The organism is Nostoc sp. TCL26-01, assembly GCF_013393945.1.
GTDB lineage: Bacteria > Cyanobacteriota > Cyanobacteriia > Cyanobacteriales > Nostocaceae > Trichormus.
In genome coordinates, this window is the sequence record NZ_CP040297.1 from 2689540 (window position 1) to 2705828 (window position 16289).

13 protein-coding genes are annotated in these 16289 nt (G+C 41.6%); all 13 read right to left on the bottom strand.

Features of this window, described 5'->3' with window-relative positions; all coding sequences use genetic code 11:
• Positions 1-89: 89 nt before the first annotated feature.
• Positions 90-2312: a polysaccharide biosynthesis tyrosine autokinase gene (locus FD725_RS11490; protein WP_179048263.1), complete on the bottom strand. Its 2223-nt coding sequence runs from the start codon at positions 2310-2312 to the stop codon at positions 90-92.
• A gap of 57 nt (positions 2313-2369) precedes the next feature.
• The gene (locus tag FD725_RS11495) at positions 2370-3458 is read right to left on the bottom strand and encodes a glycosyltransferase (RefSeq protein WP_179048264.1); all 1089 of its coding nucleotides are present in this window, start codon (positions 3456-3458) and stop codon (positions 2370-2372) included.
• Positions 3459-3748: 290 nt separating this feature from the next.
• Positions 3749-5062 (bottom strand): NAD(P)H-dependent oxidoreductase, encoded by a 1314-nt coding sequence (locus FD725_RS11500; RefSeq protein ID WP_179048265.1) that lies wholly within the window; start codon positions 5060-5062, stop codon positions 3749-3751.
• 234 nt (positions 5063-5296) lie between these two features.
• Complete coding sequence (gene rfbC / locus FD725_RS11505; protein ID WP_179048266.1) at positions 5297-5866, bottom strand: dTDP-4-dehydrorhamnose 3,5-epimerase; 570 nt, start codon at positions 5864-5866, stop codon at positions 5297-5299.
• A gap of 71 nt (positions 5867-5937) precedes the next feature.
• Positions 5938-6771, bottom strand: coding sequence for a phytanoyl-CoA dioxygenase family protein (locus FD725_RS11510; RefSeq protein WP_179048267.1), 834 nt, complete (start codon positions 6769-6771; stop codon positions 5938-5940).
• Between the two features lie 11 nt (positions 6772-6782).
• Positions 6783-7646 carry a phytanoyl-CoA dioxygenase gene (locus tag FD725_RS11515; protein WP_179048268.1) on the bottom strand — a complete coding sequence of 288 codons (864 nt, stop codon included), beginning with the start codon at positions 7644-7646 and terminating at the stop codon, positions 6783-6785.
• Positions 7647-7658: 12 nt separating this feature from the next.
• A complete protein-coding gene (locus tag FD725_RS11520) occupies positions 7659-8693 on the bottom strand; it encodes a glycosyltransferase family 2 protein (RefSeq protein ID WP_179048269.1) in 1035 nt (344 codons plus the stop codon).
• A 104-nt stretch (positions 8694-8797) separates the two neighbouring features.
• Positions 8798-9826 (bottom strand): NAD(P)-dependent oxidoreductase, encoded by a 1029-nt coding sequence (locus FD725_RS11525; protein ID WP_179048270.1) that lies wholly within the window; start codon positions 9824-9826, stop codon positions 8798-8800.
• A 341-nt stretch (positions 9827-10167) separates the two neighbouring features.
• Complete coding sequence (lhgO, locus tag FD725_RS11530) at positions 10168-11391, bottom strand: L-2-hydroxyglutarate oxidase (protein WP_179048271.1); 1224 nt, start codon at positions 11389-11391, stop codon at positions 10168-10170.
• A 131-nt stretch (positions 11392-11522) separates the two neighbouring features.
• Positions 11523-12296 (bottom strand): glucose-1-phosphate cytidylyltransferase, encoded by a 774-nt coding sequence (gene rfbF, locus FD725_RS11535; RefSeq protein ID WP_179048272.1) that lies wholly within the window; start codon positions 12294-12296, stop codon positions 11523-11525.
• Positions 12297-12639: 343 nt separating this feature from the next.
• Positions 12640-12939 (bottom strand): hypothetical protein, encoded by a 300-nt coding sequence (locus tag FD725_RS11540; RefSeq protein WP_179048273.1) that lies wholly within the window; start codon positions 12937-12939, stop codon positions 12640-12642.
• Positions 12940-13086: 147 nt separating this feature from the next.
• Positions 13087-15276, bottom strand: coding sequence for a tetratricopeptide repeat protein (locus tag FD725_RS11545; protein WP_179048274.1), 2190 nt, complete (start codon positions 15274-15276; stop codon positions 13087-13089).
• 212 nt (positions 15277-15488) lie between these two features.
• Positions 15489-16271, bottom strand: a complete 783-nt coding sequence (locus FD725_RS11550; RefSeq protein WP_179048275.1) for a PP2C family serine/threonine-protein phosphatase — start codon at positions 16269-16271, stop codon at positions 15489-15491.
• Between the last annotated feature and the right edge of the window lie 18 nt (positions 16272-16289).

Below are 16289 nucleotides of genomic sequence, written 5' to 3' on the forward strand. Positions count from 1 at the left end.
GGGCGGGTTCACAAATATGCTTCAATCATTCACAAATATCTCGTTAACCCGCCCCTACCGTTTTGTGAGAAATGTAGGCTAAACCTGAATTACTTCTCCACTGCCTGTTGTAGCGCCAATCGATATTCTTTAGCGTACTGCACGTAAGTACTACCATTGGTGACACCATTAGCCACAACCCCAATTAGGTTAAGCTTGCTCAACATCGCTGTAGCTTGGGCTATTTGATTGCGAGTTACTCTGCCGATGCTTGCCACCATCACCACACTGCGACAAGATGAAGCTGTCAATAAAGCATCTACTAAACCAATCACAGGTGGTGCATCGATAATCACCAAATCGTAGCTCTCTTCAAAAGCTGACATTAATTGCGTCATTCTGGGAGAACTCAACAGATTTGCTGAGTCAACAGGTATAGGGCCAGCCGTCAAAATATCAATGTAGGTTGAACCCAAGGTGTGAATCCCAATTTGATGAGGAAGAGTGATATCACTGGCTAATAGAGTTGCTAGCCCTTGGTCGTTGGGAAGATTCAGTTGTTCATGTAGGCTAGGATTACGTAAATTCGCATCAATCAAGAGTACCCGCTTGTGGAGTCGAGCCGCACTCATCGCCAAACCCAATGCCAAACCAGACTTACCCTCATCAACCACAGGTGAAGTCACCATCAAAGACTTTAAGCTACTAACTGAATTTAACAGCTCAATATTTTTGTAAATCAGATCCAACGATTCCCAACGTGGTGGAGATTGTAAAACCTGGACTGTCCAAGGAGCCATGACTTCTGGCTTGCCAAAAGGTAACTTGATGACTGATTCTCTAGTTTTCGCAGGAGGCAATTTAGGCGTAGTTCCCAACAAAGGCAAAGCCGCTTGCTTTTCCAACTCAGCAGTGGTGTGAACAGAATCATCAGAAGCTTCTCGAATAAAGGCAGCAATCCCCCCCAACATTAACCCCACAACTGCACCCAGCATCAAATTCTGCTGAAGATTGGGGCCTAATCTTATACCTGGTTGGGGTTCTTCCACAACTTCCCAATTAAACCCACCCTTGGCAAGTTCCTGACGTAATTGCTGTTCTGCACGCAACAATTGCTCTAACCTTTCCCGGCTAAATTGTAACTGTGGTTGTATACGATTGTAATAAGCCAACAGAGGCGGAAAGCGTTTAATTTCCAGCCGTAGCTGATTTTCTTTTTGGGCTAAAGTTTGGTCACGGGCAGTTAATGCAACTATGTTTGTCTGAGATTCTACTAACTGACTAGCTAAACTCAGGTCAATTTGTCCAAATTGTCCTTGTTCTAGTAGAGGTTCGCCAGAATTAAACATCCCTACAGACTTCACACCTAAAGTTCTACCGACTTCTTGCTGTAATAATTCCTTTTGGCTTTGCAGTTGTTCCTTGAGTTTCTGGACGCTAGGAGTCTCATCGGTAAACCGCAAGCGTTCTTGAGCCAATAACAATTCAGTTTTTTGAATTTCGTTGAGTAAGCCTTGATAGCGAGTAGACTGACTCAGCCGAGAAGCAACCAAAGCATTTTGCGGAGAACGGTTGAGTTGTTCTTCTAGAGATTTTTGCTTGGCTAAAGCTTCTTGATAAGCAGAACGAGTCGTTCGACGTTCTTGCTCAATTGTATTTAAACCATCTTCTAAGGCTTTTGCTTGGGCTTCCGGGTCGATTAAATTCTGATTTCTGCGGAAGCGTTGTAAGTTGGCTTCAGCCGCATTCACCTCTTCACTGGCTTTGCTCAACTGTTCTCGAATAACTTGCAGACCTTTTTTGAGGCGTGTGTCTTGCTGCTGTTTGTTGTATTCCACATAGACTTGGCGGATAGCACTGAGAATTTTTTGTGTCTTTTCCGGGTCGCCAGAAGTAAAGTCTACTTGGAAAATTTTTGTTGCAACATTATCTTCTTTTGTCCTGAGTTGATTTAGGACTAAAGCATTCTTCACCTCAGCTACTGTCAAGTCTGGATATTCACCTTGCAGCTTACTAACTGCTTGTTGAATTAATCCTGTACTCTGCATCAGATTTAACTGAGTAGCAGTGTCTATTTGGATATCAGGTTCGAGAAATTGAGACTCTGTACCACCGCCTTCGTTTTTACCTTGATAATTAGGTTCAATCAACAACTGCATCGTACTTTTGTAGATGGGTTTTGTCCGAGCCGTAATTAACCCAGCTAGAGCTACAGTTGTGATAAATGCCATCAAAAACCAAGGTGATCTACGCAAAAATACAGAAAAAATTTTGCCGTAACTTGGTTCGCTATCAGCAGTATTTATATTAGTACTTAGACTAGTTTGAACCATGTTTATAATCCTTATTTACAAAACACCACACGAACTACTAATAAATTACGTGAATGATTAATTGAGGCTACAAGTTTGAGTAATAACTTGCTCAACCTTATGAAAGAAAACAGGCTCAGAAAAATTATTCACAGCATGATTACGAATATTTTCATAATTCCAAGAGATTTCTCCGGACTCTAATAAGGCCATTTGTAAAGATTCTGGTGTTTGCCGAGTAAAAAAGACTCCCGTTTTGCCATGTATTTGAGTATCTAATACCCCACCAGCGCCAAAAGCAATCACTGGTGTGCCACTGGCATTAGCTTCGACAGGCACTAAACCATAGTCTTCTAATGCAGCGACGATAATAGACTTTGCTTGAGAAAATAATTCTTTGCGTTTGCTGTCACTGACATGACCTAAAAATTTAATATTATCTAAAGCTTTTGCTTGTAATCTTGCTCTTTCTGGGCCATCACCAGAGATGACTAAGGGTAATCCGAGCCAATTAAAAGCCTCAACGATAATATCGAGTCGTTTATAACTAATCATCCGTGCTGATGCTAAATAATACTCATCTTTAGTATCAGAAAAGACAAAGTTGCTGGTATCAATGGGATAGTTGATCATGATGGCTTGCTTGCCGTAAATCTGTTGAATGCGACGAGCAACTGTACTGGAATTAGCAATATAAATATCAGGTTCTTGGGCATATTTCAAGTCGATATTTCGCATCAATTGAAAAATTTGCTCGATGATCGGGGCAAGATATCTATAATCACTATACTCTCGTAAATAAGTTTGGGTATCCCATAAGAAACGAGTGACGTTATGACAAAAACAAATATGTTTAGCACCTGGTTTCTTTCTGACGGCTTTGGCGAAACTGGTGCTACTGCTAATGATTAAATCATAGTCTTGTAAATCCAAGGAACGAAAAGCTGGAAAGTATAAAGGAGCCATTAACCGGAAATGTTTAGCTGCACCGGGAATTTTTTGTAAGAAAGTAGTGTTAACTAGGCGATCGCTAATATCAATAGTTTTTTCTGGGTCATATAATGATGTAAAAATATCCGCTTGGGGATAGCGCTTACAAAACAGTTCAAATACTCGTTCTGCTCCACCGCGTTGAGTTAAGTAATCATGTACTAGAGCAATTTTCATACTTTTGAAATAAAGGTTGTCAGATTTCTCATAAGATGCTTGCAACCCCCCTTATGGAAGGGAGGTTTTGTAGAGGTATGAAATATGTGTTTTGTAGGAACACAATATATAGCGATTCCCAGTTAAGTGAGGTAGAGGAATAATTTTTTAAACGCGGAGGTACGCGGAGTAAAACGCGGAGGGGCGCGGAGATTGCCCAATTTTATTTAGCGATGTACTCAGTACCTCAGCAGATTAGGAAATGCTATGTTGTGCTGCTACTTGTGTGTTCTACTGATTCAATCCAAATCTTAACCAACAGTTGCGAGAACTTTTTCTGGGGCAAAATATTTATCTTGCTCGGCTCTGAGTTGGTCGCAAAGTCTACCTGCGGGTAGTTCTACATCATCGTAGGTGAGGACTTGATCTTTGGAAATATCGCGTTTGAGACGACATCCTTCTGCTAGACCCATTGGTAAGAGGTTTTGCTGTTGAGCGATGGGGGAGTTTTCACATTGTCCATAGGTCATGTAGTAGCCGATTCCGTCCAGGGTTTCTCCGGCTTTCAGGTCGATTTTGGCGGTGGTGACGACATCGACTAAGGGTGCGGCTAGGGGAGCCATAACTGCATCTTGGAACAGGACAGCACGAGCTACAGACAAGGGGACTTCAAAATGACAGAGATGATAGGGAGTATAGAAGCTATAGAGAGGGCCTTCACCTAACTTGTAGAGGTTGAGGTAATGTTGTTGTTTGGGGTCATCGTGGGTAGCAAAGACAAACACGCCAGGGCCGGGTTTTGCACCGACGACATAATCAACAATCCCGCCTAGTTCTTGGAGTTGCTCGATATCATACATATTAGTCATTTCATCAACATGACCAGTGAAGTCATATCCCAACATCCCACGCTTGGCAACTTTCATCCCCGTAGCGTTAGCAACGATCGCCTGTTCAAAGGAAATCTTCGTCCCATCGGCAAAACTGGTCACCATATGGGCTTTTTGTCCCCAACGTTTAGCAAATCCTTCTTGGGTTGTCGGGTTGCGGTAGGGGTCTTGCAATCCTTTGATGTTACCGCACAAGAGAGGAGTCAAGCCGATACTTTGGACAAATCGGTAAAGATTCATCTGTACCCCTGGTTGATCGCCATCACAAGCACTCAGAATCACTCCGGCTTTATCTGCATAGACTTTCAGGATAGAACCGATAGTACCGTCGAGTTCAGCATTCATCATGATGACGTGTTTGCGATGAGCGATCGCTGCCATCACCACATGAGCGCCAAACTCCACTGCACCAGTGACTTCGATAATAGCGTCGATACCCTCAGCTTGGCAGACCAATTTGGCATCTTCTGTAATAGCATATTTATTTTGAGCGATCGCTGTTTCTAATGCGCCGACACTATTAACGACTTGGATTTCTTCCAGACCCGCTTCGACATAAGCTCGTCTAGCACCATCAAGACTGCGGTTAGCGATCGCAACTAACTCCATTCCTGGCACAGAATTAATAATTTGATTGGCAATTCCTCGACCCATAAAACCAGCGCCAATCATACCTACTTTCACCGGATTACCAGCCGCAGCACGAGCCTTCAGAGCGTTATCAATAATAATCATTTGCTTAATTCCTTTATTTTTTAAACAAGCAACAGAAGAGCTAAGAAAAATTACTAATCTCTACTCTCTACTAATTACTCAGCACTCATTACCCGGATTTCTCACCAGACTTATTAAACTGAGGTTTTCTCTTTGTCCAAAGATTGTAGGGGCGGGTTCATTAAGATCATTATTAATCATTAATCATTTCTGTAAACCCGCCCCTACCGCTTGTGAGAAATGCGGGATTACTCATTAACAAACCGCTTCCACCGGATCTGGGCTACCAATTGGTAAAGTTTCTAATAAAGGCCAATTAGCATCTTTATCAGAAATTACAGTTACTTCTAAAGGCCATTCAATGTTAAAAAATGGGTCGTTGTAACGTAGACCTTTTTCATAACCTGGGGTGTAAAATTCACCTACTTGATAGACAACTTCCGCATCATCAGTCAGCGCTTGATAACCGTGGGCAAACATTTCTGGAACATATAAACCCCGACGATTTTCGGCGGTCAGTTCTACACCGAAGTGGGATAAAAATGTTGGTGACTCAGGACGCATATCAATAATGACATCATAGATAGCACCTTTAATGCAGCGAATTAATTTTGTTTCTGCGGCTGGTTTAAGTTGATAGTGCATACCTCGTAATGTGCCTTTTTTATAGTTATATGAAAGGTTACATTGAGCCACTACTGGTTTTAACCCATGTGCAGAAAATTCGTTAGCACAAAAAGTCCGGGCAAAGAAGCCACGATGATCTGGCTTTTCTTCTAAGTCAACAATAAATGCGTCTTTAAGTGATGTAGTAGTAAAAATCATGGCTTTATCGAATAGTAATTGTCTACAGTTAATGGTTACTAATTAATTAGGATTTACACTCAAGGAAATAGCTAAACAGGAACTTGATTTATTTCTGGTCTAGCGTAAGTTTGATCCCAGTATTGTGTACAAAGTTCTGGACGTTTGGGGGGATTAGCAGTGTAAACAAAAAATAGGGCTGGTCGTTCTTGGGTGCGAATTGTCCCGTGGTGTATAGCCGTTCTGGGATCAGTAATAATTACTGTACCTGCTGCACCTGGGCAAGATTTCCATGCGGATTTAGAGATAATTGCTTCTAATTGTTCATCGGTTAATCCCAGATATCCGGACTGCTTTAATTTGTGATTAATTCGATAAGCATTCCTATGAGGAAATGATGTTAAATGCACAGGAACATATTCAAAAGCACCGTGTTTTTCATCTACATCATTTAAGTAGATGATAATTTTCACCATTTTGCGGTCTTCAGAATCTTTATGCCAGAGTAAAGTACCAAACTGGTGTTGATTAGGGAAATCTTTGCGTAAATGGACACCTTGAAAAGCAACAGGTAGACCAAGATAGTTTTCAATTATCTGTAATAATCGAGTTTCTTGTCCCCAATTGCTAAATGCTGCTAGGTCTGTAACTGTGTAAATTTGTGGCAATCTTCTCGATGTATTTTGATTGCTCACTGTTGACGTTTGTGCTAATTGACTATGAGCAGATGTTAATAACTCTGTAGTAGATGTTAAGCCTAATTCCTCTAAATTGGTGATGTAAACACCTTCTGTTTTAAGGGTATTGACAATTAGGCGATCGCCTGCATCTAAAGCTGGTAAATTATACTGATGTTGCCATAGCTTTAATCTATAAACCAACTCAGAGCTTAATGTAGATATTTGATTTTGAATTGTCTCCAACATAGCATGATTAGTTATTTTACCAAAGTCGGTATATCATCCACTTTTACTTCAGCAGATGCTCGAATAAAGTCTGGTTTAGGATAGGAATTATCCCAGAAGTGAGTACAAAGTTGGGGTTGTTTGGGTGGGTTAGCTGTGTAGGCAAAAAATAGCGTTGAGCGTTCTTGAGTGCGGAGAGTACCATGATGTAAAAGTCTTCTGGTATCAGCTAAGATAACTGTTCCTGCTTTACCTGTACAAGACTTCCAAGCTGATTTGGGGACAATTTGATTTAATGTTTGATCATCGATTCCACCTGTGTTTTTAATCTTGTACTTAATCCGATAATAATTAAGTTTAGGTAAGGAAGTAAAAGCAAGCGGTACGTATTCAAAAGGCCCTTGTTCTGTGTCTACATCATTTAAGTAAACAATGACTTTCAAAACACGACGATCTTCAATATCTCTATGCCATAATAATGTAGCAAATTGATTTTCGTTAGGAAAATCTTTGCGTAAATGGACACCATGATAGGCGACAGGAAGACCAATATAGTTTTCGATTATGTTGAGTAGTCTTGGTTCACTTCCCCAGTTATAAAATTCTGGTAAGTCGGTAACAATGTAAATTTCTGGGTGATTTTCACTAGCAGAATTGTAATTTGCCTGACCCATAGTCGGTAAAATTTGGTCAGATATACTCAGCATTTGGGAACTGGAATTAAAGCCTAATTCTGCTAAGTTCGTAATATAAATACCGTCGCGTTTGAGAGTATTTAAGATTTGGCGATCGCCTGGTTCCAATGGGGGTAAATTTTTGCTGTGTTTTTTTAGTCTCGCTTGATAATCTAATTCAAAACTTAACGAACTGATTTTTTCTTGGATGTTATTTGGCATACTGAAAGCTCTTTATTTAAGCAGAGATTTTTGTGATGAAAGTTTATTATTAGAGCGAATTTCTTGAGATGATGGTTCAATAGCTGCGGATAATCTCATCTCTCTAAAAGCTATGACATCAAAAGCAGTCATGCTCACTAAAGCCAAAAATGGCACAACTACTTTGATAGCAGATACAGGCCATCTTCTTAAAGCACCCAAGAAAACTTTTAAGTTGACCTCTTTGGAATTATGTAGCAGCATTCGCTGACAAAATTGCTGTGAATATCCATTTTCTTGAAGTTTTAAAATAACTTCAGGAATATGTTTATACTGCATTAATAAAGCTGATTTTGGCTCTTTTTGCCAGTAACTTACACCCACAATACATTCTAAATAAGTCTCTCTCGTGATAATCAATCTACCGTGAGCAGCACAATAACCAGCCAGATAAGCTAGAGAAATCCAATTACTAGCCGCATCTGTCCACTTTTTCAGAGCTTGTTTGACTAAATCAGTACGATAAATACTAGCAGAGAGGAAAATAACTGCACCAACACTTTTAGCAAAACAATATTCAAAAATAGCTTTACTATCACCACAGCCATCTTCACAATCAGCATCAAACCAGCGATTACCAATAATAGTTGGTGGGTAAACTGGTTGTCCAGTAATTTTATTCCGACCAGAAAAATTGAGGAATAATAATCCTAAATCTTCATGCTGTTTGATTTTATTAATCACATAAGGAATTGCTCTATCTTGAACAGGATCATCATCGCCAATTGTCCAAACATATTTTGTTTCCGCAGAACTTAGGCAATACATAATGTTTTTCATTACGCCTAAATTTTCTGGATGCTTGTGAGATTTAAATGTGATATTATCTAACTGTTGTTGCCATTTTTGAATAATATCTTGAGTATTATCAGTCGAACAGTTATCTGAAACCAAGATTTCACAATCTGCTTCAAATCCTTTGACCGCATTTGCGAGCCAAGTTAACTGTTGATCCAGTAATTCAGCCCGATTATAAGTTGGGATAGCAATAGTTAATAGTTTATTCATATTTAAGAACAAAGTTTGATTTTAATTTTTCTCTGTGCCTTGGTGACTCTGTGGTTAGATAAATTCTTGTTTACCACAGAGTCACAGAGACACAGAGTTATAAATTACTTAACACTCCAGAAGAAATCTTGATCAATTTGTTCAGTCCGGATTAAATATTCCAACTGCTTTAACCGTGTAAATCCTCTAAACAAAAATGTATCTTCTGTCATATCTATTTGACTGAATAAATCAAATAGTTGTCTAGCACCACGTTGGGCATCCCAATCACACTTAAATCCAGGAAGAATAGTGTTGATTTTGTCAAAAGATACTCGATAACTGCGGTTATCTGCACCGTTGTCTCCGAAGGATAATTTACATCCAGGGAAAGTAGCAGCGATGATTTCAGCAATTTCTTTCACGCGGTAATTATTAGCTGTATCACCAACATTAAATACTTGGTTGTGAATAATATCGCGGGGTGCTTCTAGGGCGCAAATTATCGCTTTGCAAATATCTAAAGCGTGGACTAATGGCCGCCAGGGTGTACCATCACTAGTCATTTTGATTTCTTTAGTAGTCCACGCCAAGCCTGACAAGTTGTTCAAGACTATATCAAACCGCATTCTGGGGGAAGCACCAAAAGCAGTGGCGTTTCGCATGAAAGTAGGAGAGAAGTCATCATTAGCAAGAAGGGTGACATCTCGTTCTACCAGAGTTTTGCACTCTGCATAAGCTGTTTGTGGATTTACTGGTGATTCTTCTGTTACATCACCCTCCGTAGCTACTCCATAAACGCTACAGGAAGACATATAGACGAAGCGCCGCACACCCATAGTCTTGGCTAGGTTAGCTAGACGCACTGAACCCAAATGATTGATGTCGTAGGTGATATTTGGTGATAGTTGTCCGGTAGGATCATTAGATAGTTCCGCCATATGGACGATCGCCTCTACACCTTGCAAATCTTCCGGAGTAATATGGCGGATATCCTTGTTTAAGGTTCTAGCCGTGTGTTCTGTACCGTTGTACAACCAACCAACTTTATAGAAGCCTGTATCGACACCAATAACTTCATGGCCTCTACCAATTAACAAAGAAGGCAATAAACAGCCAAGATAACCTTCGGTTCCAGTTACTAAGATTTTCATGTGTGTCAAATTCTGTATATTTAGGAGTGATGAGTGCTGAGTTTGGAGTGCTGAGTGCTTAGTGCTGAGTTTGGAGTGAGTTTTCTAGTCAGCACTAGATTAACGTGAGTTCGACAAATTTTTTTTGACCTCTCCCCCAACCCCTCTCCGACGCGGAGAGGGGAGTAAAGAGCATCACATATCAACGAAAAATCAAGCTTTTAAAGCCTCTCTCCTTTTAGGGGAGCCAGTTGCGTGGGCGGGTTTCCCGACTTGAGCAAACTGGCGTGAGAGGTTTGGAGAGGGGTTTTTTCAGTCATCGAACTCACGTTAAATTAGAGACTATTTAATGAGTGAGTTTCCTACTCACTACTCAGCACTGAATAACTCTCAAGGTGTGATTGCTGGGGGATTTGGGCAACAATTGCTTTGCCAATTTCCAAGGAAGAAGTCGCTGCTGGTGAGGGTGCATTGCAAACATGGATGGAGTTTTCACCAGGGACAATGTAAAAATCATCCACCAGTTTGCCATCATCCATTAAAGCTTGAGCGCGTACCCCCGCATGAGTCGGTACTAAATCCTCGGCTTGGACTTCGGGAATCAGTTTTTGCAAACTTCTCGTGAAGGCTGCTTTACTGAAGGAGCGAATAATTTCTTGAATACCTTCATCGGCGTGTTTGGCGGCGAGTTTCCAAAAACCGGGGTATGTCATCACCTCAGCAAAATCTCTAAGGTTGAAGTCTGTTTTTTTGTAACCTTCCCGCTTGAGGCTCAAAACTGCATTTGGCCCAGCGTGGACGCTACCGTCGATCATTTTAGTGAAATGAACGCCCAGAAATGGGAAATCTGGGTTAGGAACCGGGTAAATGAGAGTTTTGACCAAATAACGTTTTTCAGGGGTGAGTTCGTAATATTCTCCCCGGAAGGGTACGATTTTCGCCTGGGGTTGGACTCCTCCTAATTTAGCAATGCGATCGCTGTGCAATCCGGCACAATTGATCACAAAACGGGTGTTAAAGTTGCCGTTATTGGTTTCCAAAACGTGATTTTTACCACTAGAAACAATGTTCAGCACTTTGGTATTCAGGCGTAAATCTCCACCCTGCTGTTGAATTAATTCGGCATATTTTAAACAAACTTGTTTATAGTTGACAATGCCAGTGGAAAAAACTCGAATTCCCCCAATGCAGCTAACATGAGGTTCAATTTCTCTAACTTCTTCGGGGCTAATTCTCTGAACAGCTATGCCATTGTCTAAGCCACGTTTATAGAGGTTTTCTAGACGTGGTAATTCTTGCTCATCAGTCGCTACAATTACCTTGCCACATATTTCATGGTCAATGCCATAATCTTGGCAAAATTTTACCATTGAGTCTCTACCATCACTGCAAAACTTAGCTTTGAAACTCCCTGGTTTGTAGTAAATACCAGAGTGAATCACCCCACTATTATTGCCAGTTTGATGAAATGCCCATTGGCTTTCTTTTTCTAATACTAAAATTCGTGCTTGGGGGTAGCGTTTGCCCAAGGACATAGCTGTTGATAGTCCAACTATTCCCCCACCGACAATGGCAAAATCGTACATTGGTATTACTGCAATTACAATTACATTAATTTTGAAGTGAGTAATATTTCTGACGGAAATCAATATAAATAATATCAAAATTACAAAATTGATTAATTTTGAATTTTGAATTTTGAATTCGCGTAGCGCTATTACCAAACCTTCCAAGGAGCTTGGTTATTTTTCCATAACTCCTCTAAGTAGTTTTTATCTCGCAATGTATCCATCGGTTGCCAGAAACCATGATGCTTAAAAGCAGACAATTGTTGCATATCTGCTAACTTTTCTAATGGTTCTTTCTCCCAAACCGTAGTATCATCAGCAATTAAATCGATGACTTCTGGTTCTAATACGAAATAACCACCATTAATCCAAGCACCATCACCTTCTGGTTTTTCTCGGAAGCTGGCAATTTTTGTTTGCTCTTGTCCTAGAGAAATTGCCCCGAAACGTCCTGCTGGTTGGACGGCTGTGAGTGTGGCTAAACTCTTTTGTTCTTGATGAAATTTAATTAGCTCAGTGATATTTGTATCACTAACACCGTCACCATAGGTAAAGCAAAAAGTTTCATTTCCCAAATGCTCACCAACGCGCTTTAAGCGTCCACCTGTCATGGTGTGATCGCCTGTATTTACCAAAGTGACACGCCAAGGTTCAGCGTAACCAGAATGTACGTTCATCTGGTTAAATCGCATATCAAAAGTGACATCCGACATATGTAAGAAGTAGTTAGCAAAATACTCCTTAATGATGTAACCTTTGTAGCCACAGCAAATAATAAAATCATTAATGCCGTGAGCAGAATATGTTTTCATAATGTGCCAAAGGATTGGCTTACCACCAATTTCCACCATCGGCTTGGGTCTGATACTGGTTTCTTCACTGAGGCGTGTACCAAGACCTCCAGCCAAAATCACCGCTTTCATGCAATTACCTCGGAGATTTGCTTACAGGTAAATTAATATTGAAAATTTATCAGGATGAAGAGGATGCACTGGATAGAAGAAAAATTCATTTTCGATGTACTTTTCTCCGTAAATAATCTAACGGTTATTCGCAGCAATTGTATAAAGAACTCGTAAATATAAATCTTTTCTGTATGAAACCTTAGTGAATACTAATGAAACTAAAAATATCTAACCTAAATAGGTTCAACCATTACTTAGTAAGCAATTATATCCAGATAGTAAAAACTCTGATTCATTAAGTTTTTGAATACTAAAAAATAGTGATAATTATTACCTCACATCTTGCACCTAGCCCCAGCGATTAGAAATCGCGGCTATACAAACAAAGTCCGCCTACGCGGACTAACGCAACATCAAGTGTTTGAAACCCGCGCAGGCGGGTTTTGCCTGTGTAGCCGCGACTTCCAGTCGCTTGGTGCAAGATATGAGTTACATCAATATTTAAAAGACAAAATACAAACATCTCCATAGCAAAAAAATAGGTGATAATTTGCTCAATCAGATTGATAAATATACCCAAATATATGACAAAAAATTGTAGGTTGAGTGGAGTGTAACGCCACCCAACATAGATCAGGAAACCCAACACCAAGATATACATTGGATTCCTCAGATCATGTTGAGTTACGCAAAGCTCCACCCAACCTACTAATACTGTTACCTATTACCTATTACCTGTTACCTATTACCTGTTACCTGTTACCTATTACCTGTTACCTATTACCTGTTACCTGTTACCTATTACCTTTCATTGTTTTGCAGTTATGTCTGTATCTAAAGATTCTGAGAGCGTAGAACTTTGAAATAAAGCATTACATTTGCTTTCCTCAATGATACAGATATTGCTGAGTGCTTGTTGATAGCTATCGGTATCTTCTTGTTCTAAAGAAAGTTTAGCGGCTATCTGCAAATCTTCTAGAGCTTTGACATTATTCGTGTCAGAGATATTACTAGTAAGTTGGGAAAGTTCATAGCGAACTGTGCCACGCTTGAGATAAACCTTGGCTAGCTTGTCATTAATTTTTAATGCTTGGTCAAAGTCAGCGATCGCCTGTTGATAGGTGTGGGTAGAATCACCACTATATTGAGCGATTTGATAGCGCACAGTCCCCCGTTGAAAATAAGCCTCGGTTTTAGCTGGGTTGAGTTTGATAGCACGGTCAAAATCAGCGATCGCTTCTTGGTAATCTTTGATCGTGTCCCCACTGTATTTGGCAATTTGCGATCGCACAATCCCCCTTCTGATGTAAGCTTCGGCTTCCTTGTCGTTGAGTTGTAGGGCTTGGTCAAAATCAGCGATCGCTAGTCTATACTCCCGATCAGGATCATTGCTATACTCAGCTAGCATATAGCGGGCGTTGCCTCGATTGACAAATGCCTTAATTTCGTCGGGATTAATTTGCAACGCTGCTGTATAGTCGGCTAACGCACCTTCGTAATCTTTGAGATTATAGCGGGCGTTACCTCGATTCACCAAGGCTTTGGCGTTTGTCGGTTGTTGTTGGATGGCTTGGGTAAAGTTGTCTATTGCTTGTTTATAATCCCGCACTTGGTAAGCAGTATCACCTTGCTGGAAATAATCAGCAGAACTGAGGACACTACCAGTTGCTTGGCGTGGCATCAGTGCTTGTTGGGCGTAGTTATTCCGAGACACTAAAGGACGGGTGAATTTTGTCACCACATCCAAATAACCCAACACCCCAAAACCCAGCAAGCAAAAGACTACCGGGTAAAATTTCCCTTGCCAGCGCTGGCGATGAGGCGAAAAGCTGGGCGTAGGTGAGTGCCAGTTGGATGTAAACATCGGCATCACCGGCAGTGGCGATGGTTGTGCCTGTTGCCCATGCCGTCGTCTACTGGGGATACGTGGACGTAAATGTTCTCTATTTTCAATTGCCTGGGCAGAAGGAAAGGGATCACGTCCCCCCAACCGCATGGCACGTTCGCACCAAGGGCAGGTGTGCAGGTGGTTGCTGTAACGATGTTGGGGGTTGACTGTACAGGTAGTTAAGGAATCTTCCGCTTCCGCAATTGCTGAAAGCCAAGCCTGCCCATTAGGGCGAACTTGGGGGTCATGATGACCATCCTCAAAACAACGGACAAACAATTCCTGTAATCTAGGATGGAGAATTTCCCAAGATGGCGCAATGGGGGTGGCTAAATAAGGGACTTGCTTTCTTTGGCTATAGGTGAAATGTCCCGCCGCAATTCTCGCTTCGTAAGGTGGTGGTTCAGCCACACCTTGAAAAATGCCAGAGAAAGGATGTGTACCTTCCATCAACAGTTGGAAGATTAGCACCCCTAAACCAAACAAGTCATGGCTAATTTGGCGATCGTGATGAGCAAAGATTTTATTTTGTAGTTCTGGTGGGGTAAACTCTGGTTTACCCACAGGGCAACGATAAACAGCATCGTTTTCCGAGTCACGCACCTGGAAGGAATCAGTATCTACCAAGGTGACAAGGGCAGTGTCACTCACCAGGATATTGGACTCATTCACATCACCGACACAATAGCCACTGTTATGTAAAGCCGCAAAAGCTGCCGCCAAGTTACGAGCTGTCCGCAGCAGGTATTGATAATTAAACAGAGGACAGTGTTGACGGCGAGTTCTGGGGTTGTAAAAGTCGATGACAGGACGCATCCCCCGAATCCGGGGCATCAAAAAGCCAATCACACGTTCACTTTCATCAGCCGCCCACAATAGTTCTTGCGGCCAAGCAATAGAAATATGCCCCAAACTCACCGTAGGATTTTCCGGTGGGTTGACAAGCATGGCACGGAGTTTACTGGCATGAGCGATGGTTGGCTTGTGATAAACCTTAGCCACGAAATCACCTTCCGATGGCACAGCATAAATACAAGCTTCACCGCCACGCCCTAAACTTACACTGAGGTTGATAATCTCTTCCTGGGGAAGATAGCGTAGTACCTTCATGAGTAATAGGGGGAGTGGGGAGTGGGGAGTGGGGAGTGGGGGGAGGGGAGTAAAAAGACTAACATCTAGCTTCTAAATCGTGTTTTCAAACTACTCGTTTAGCTCCCTAACTTTTTAGATCCCCCTAAATCCCCCTTTTTAAGGGGGGTTGGGGGGATCTAAGACTTTGAAAACACGCCCTAGCCTAAGCGCCTCTAGTCCTTCCGCCTCCTTCACAAATGCTTAAAAGAACCAATAATCAGCGTCAAATCATCATCAGTACGTTGGGTAATGCGCTCAGAACTGAGGAACCTGACTAACTGTTCTTTCGCTTCTGCTTGATCTTCGGCATTTTTCACAAAATCGAATAATGGAAAAAAGAACGGTTTGTGAGGTTCGCCAACAACCATATTTAACGCCAGCATTTGTAGTCCGTCAGTCAGGACTCCGATGTTTTCTATGGTTTCGCGCCATAACCGCATCTGCGCTGTATCTAATGCCCCTGGGGAAGTGAGAAAAGTTGTTTCGTTGATATACTCGCCGTTGTCAGGGATGGTTAGCGCTAGTAAGTTGCCCAGACGATCCTTAGCTACTGCCAAACCATCACCAATTTGGGCTGCTGCTACCATGTCTGGTGAAGCGATCGCAATAATTAAAGTAGTTGCTAAATCTTGAGGCTGTTGGTTACAAGCCACCGCTTCGTCTTCCACTGCTTTTTTTGCGGCTAGTAAGGCCTCAGTTAACAGCAATTGCACAGTTTCATCATCAGCCAAGGAGGCTCTGGTAATCTCTTTTAGCGTCAGGTTCTCAATTGCTGTTTCCACAGCCACCATCGCCCCAACTTTCCCTTGACTGGCAGAACCCGCGCCATCTGCGGCTGCTGCTACCAATATATTACCCGGCAATAGCTGCCAGTGGTGAGCATCCTGACACAGCTGCTTGGTTTTAACGTGGCTTGTACCACAGACAGAGGCGGCGACTACCTGCCAATGAGGGTTCTGTTTTGATGTTTTCATATATTTGTTTTGTCAGCT

Bases quoted from the DNA above. Each gene is read 5' to 3' on its own strand.
- FD725_RS11510 (WP_179048267.1), bottom strand. From the start codon at position 6,771: ATGTTGGAGACAATTCAAAATCAAATATCTACATTAAGCTCTGAGTTG.
- FD725_RS11490 (WP_179048263.1), bottom strand. From the start codon at position 2,312: ATGGTTCAAACTAGTCTAAGTACTAATATAAATACTGCTGATAGCGAA.
- FD725_RS11495 (WP_179048264.1), bottom strand. From the start codon at position 3,458: ATGAAAATTGCTCTAGTACATGATTACTTAACTCAACGCGGTGGAGCA.
- FD725_RS11545 (WP_179048274.1), bottom strand. From the start codon at position 15,276: ATGAAGGTACTACGCTATCTTCCCCAGGAAGAGATTATCAACCTCAGT.
- FD725_RS11520 (WP_179048269.1), bottom strand. From the start codon at position 8,693: ATGAATAAACTATTAACTATTGCTATCCCAACTTATAATCGGGCTGAA.
- FD725_RS11540 (WP_179048273.1), bottom strand. From the start codon at position 12,939: ATGTATATCTTGGTGTTGGGTTTCCTGATCTATGTTGGGTGGCGTTAC.
- rfbC (WP_179048266.1), bottom strand. From the start codon at position 5,866: ATGATTTTTACTACTACATCACTTAAAGACGCATTTATTGTTGACTTA.
- FD725_RS11525 (WP_179048270.1), bottom strand. From the start codon at position 9,826: ATGAAAATCTTAGTAACTGGAACCGAAGGTTATCTTGGCTGTTTATTG.
- FD725_RS11500 (WP_179048265.1), bottom strand. From the start codon at position 5,062: ATGATTATTATTGATAACGCTCTGAAGGCTCGTGCTGCGGCTGGTAAT.
- lhgO (WP_179048271.1), bottom strand. From the start codon at position 11,391: ATGTACGATTTTGCCATTGTCGGTGGGGGAATAGTTGGACTATCAACA.
- rfbF (WP_179048272.1), bottom strand. From the start codon at position 12,296: ATGAAAGCGGTGATTTTGGCTGGAGGTCTTGGTACACGCCTCAGTGAA.
- FD725_RS11550 (WP_179048275.1), bottom strand. From the start codon at position 16,271: ATGAAAACATCAAAACAGAACCCTCATTGGCAGGTAGTCGCCGCCTCT.
- FD725_RS11515 (WP_179048268.1), bottom strand. From the start codon at position 7,646: ATGCCAAATAACATCCAAGAAAAAATCAGTTCGTTAAGTTTTGAATTA.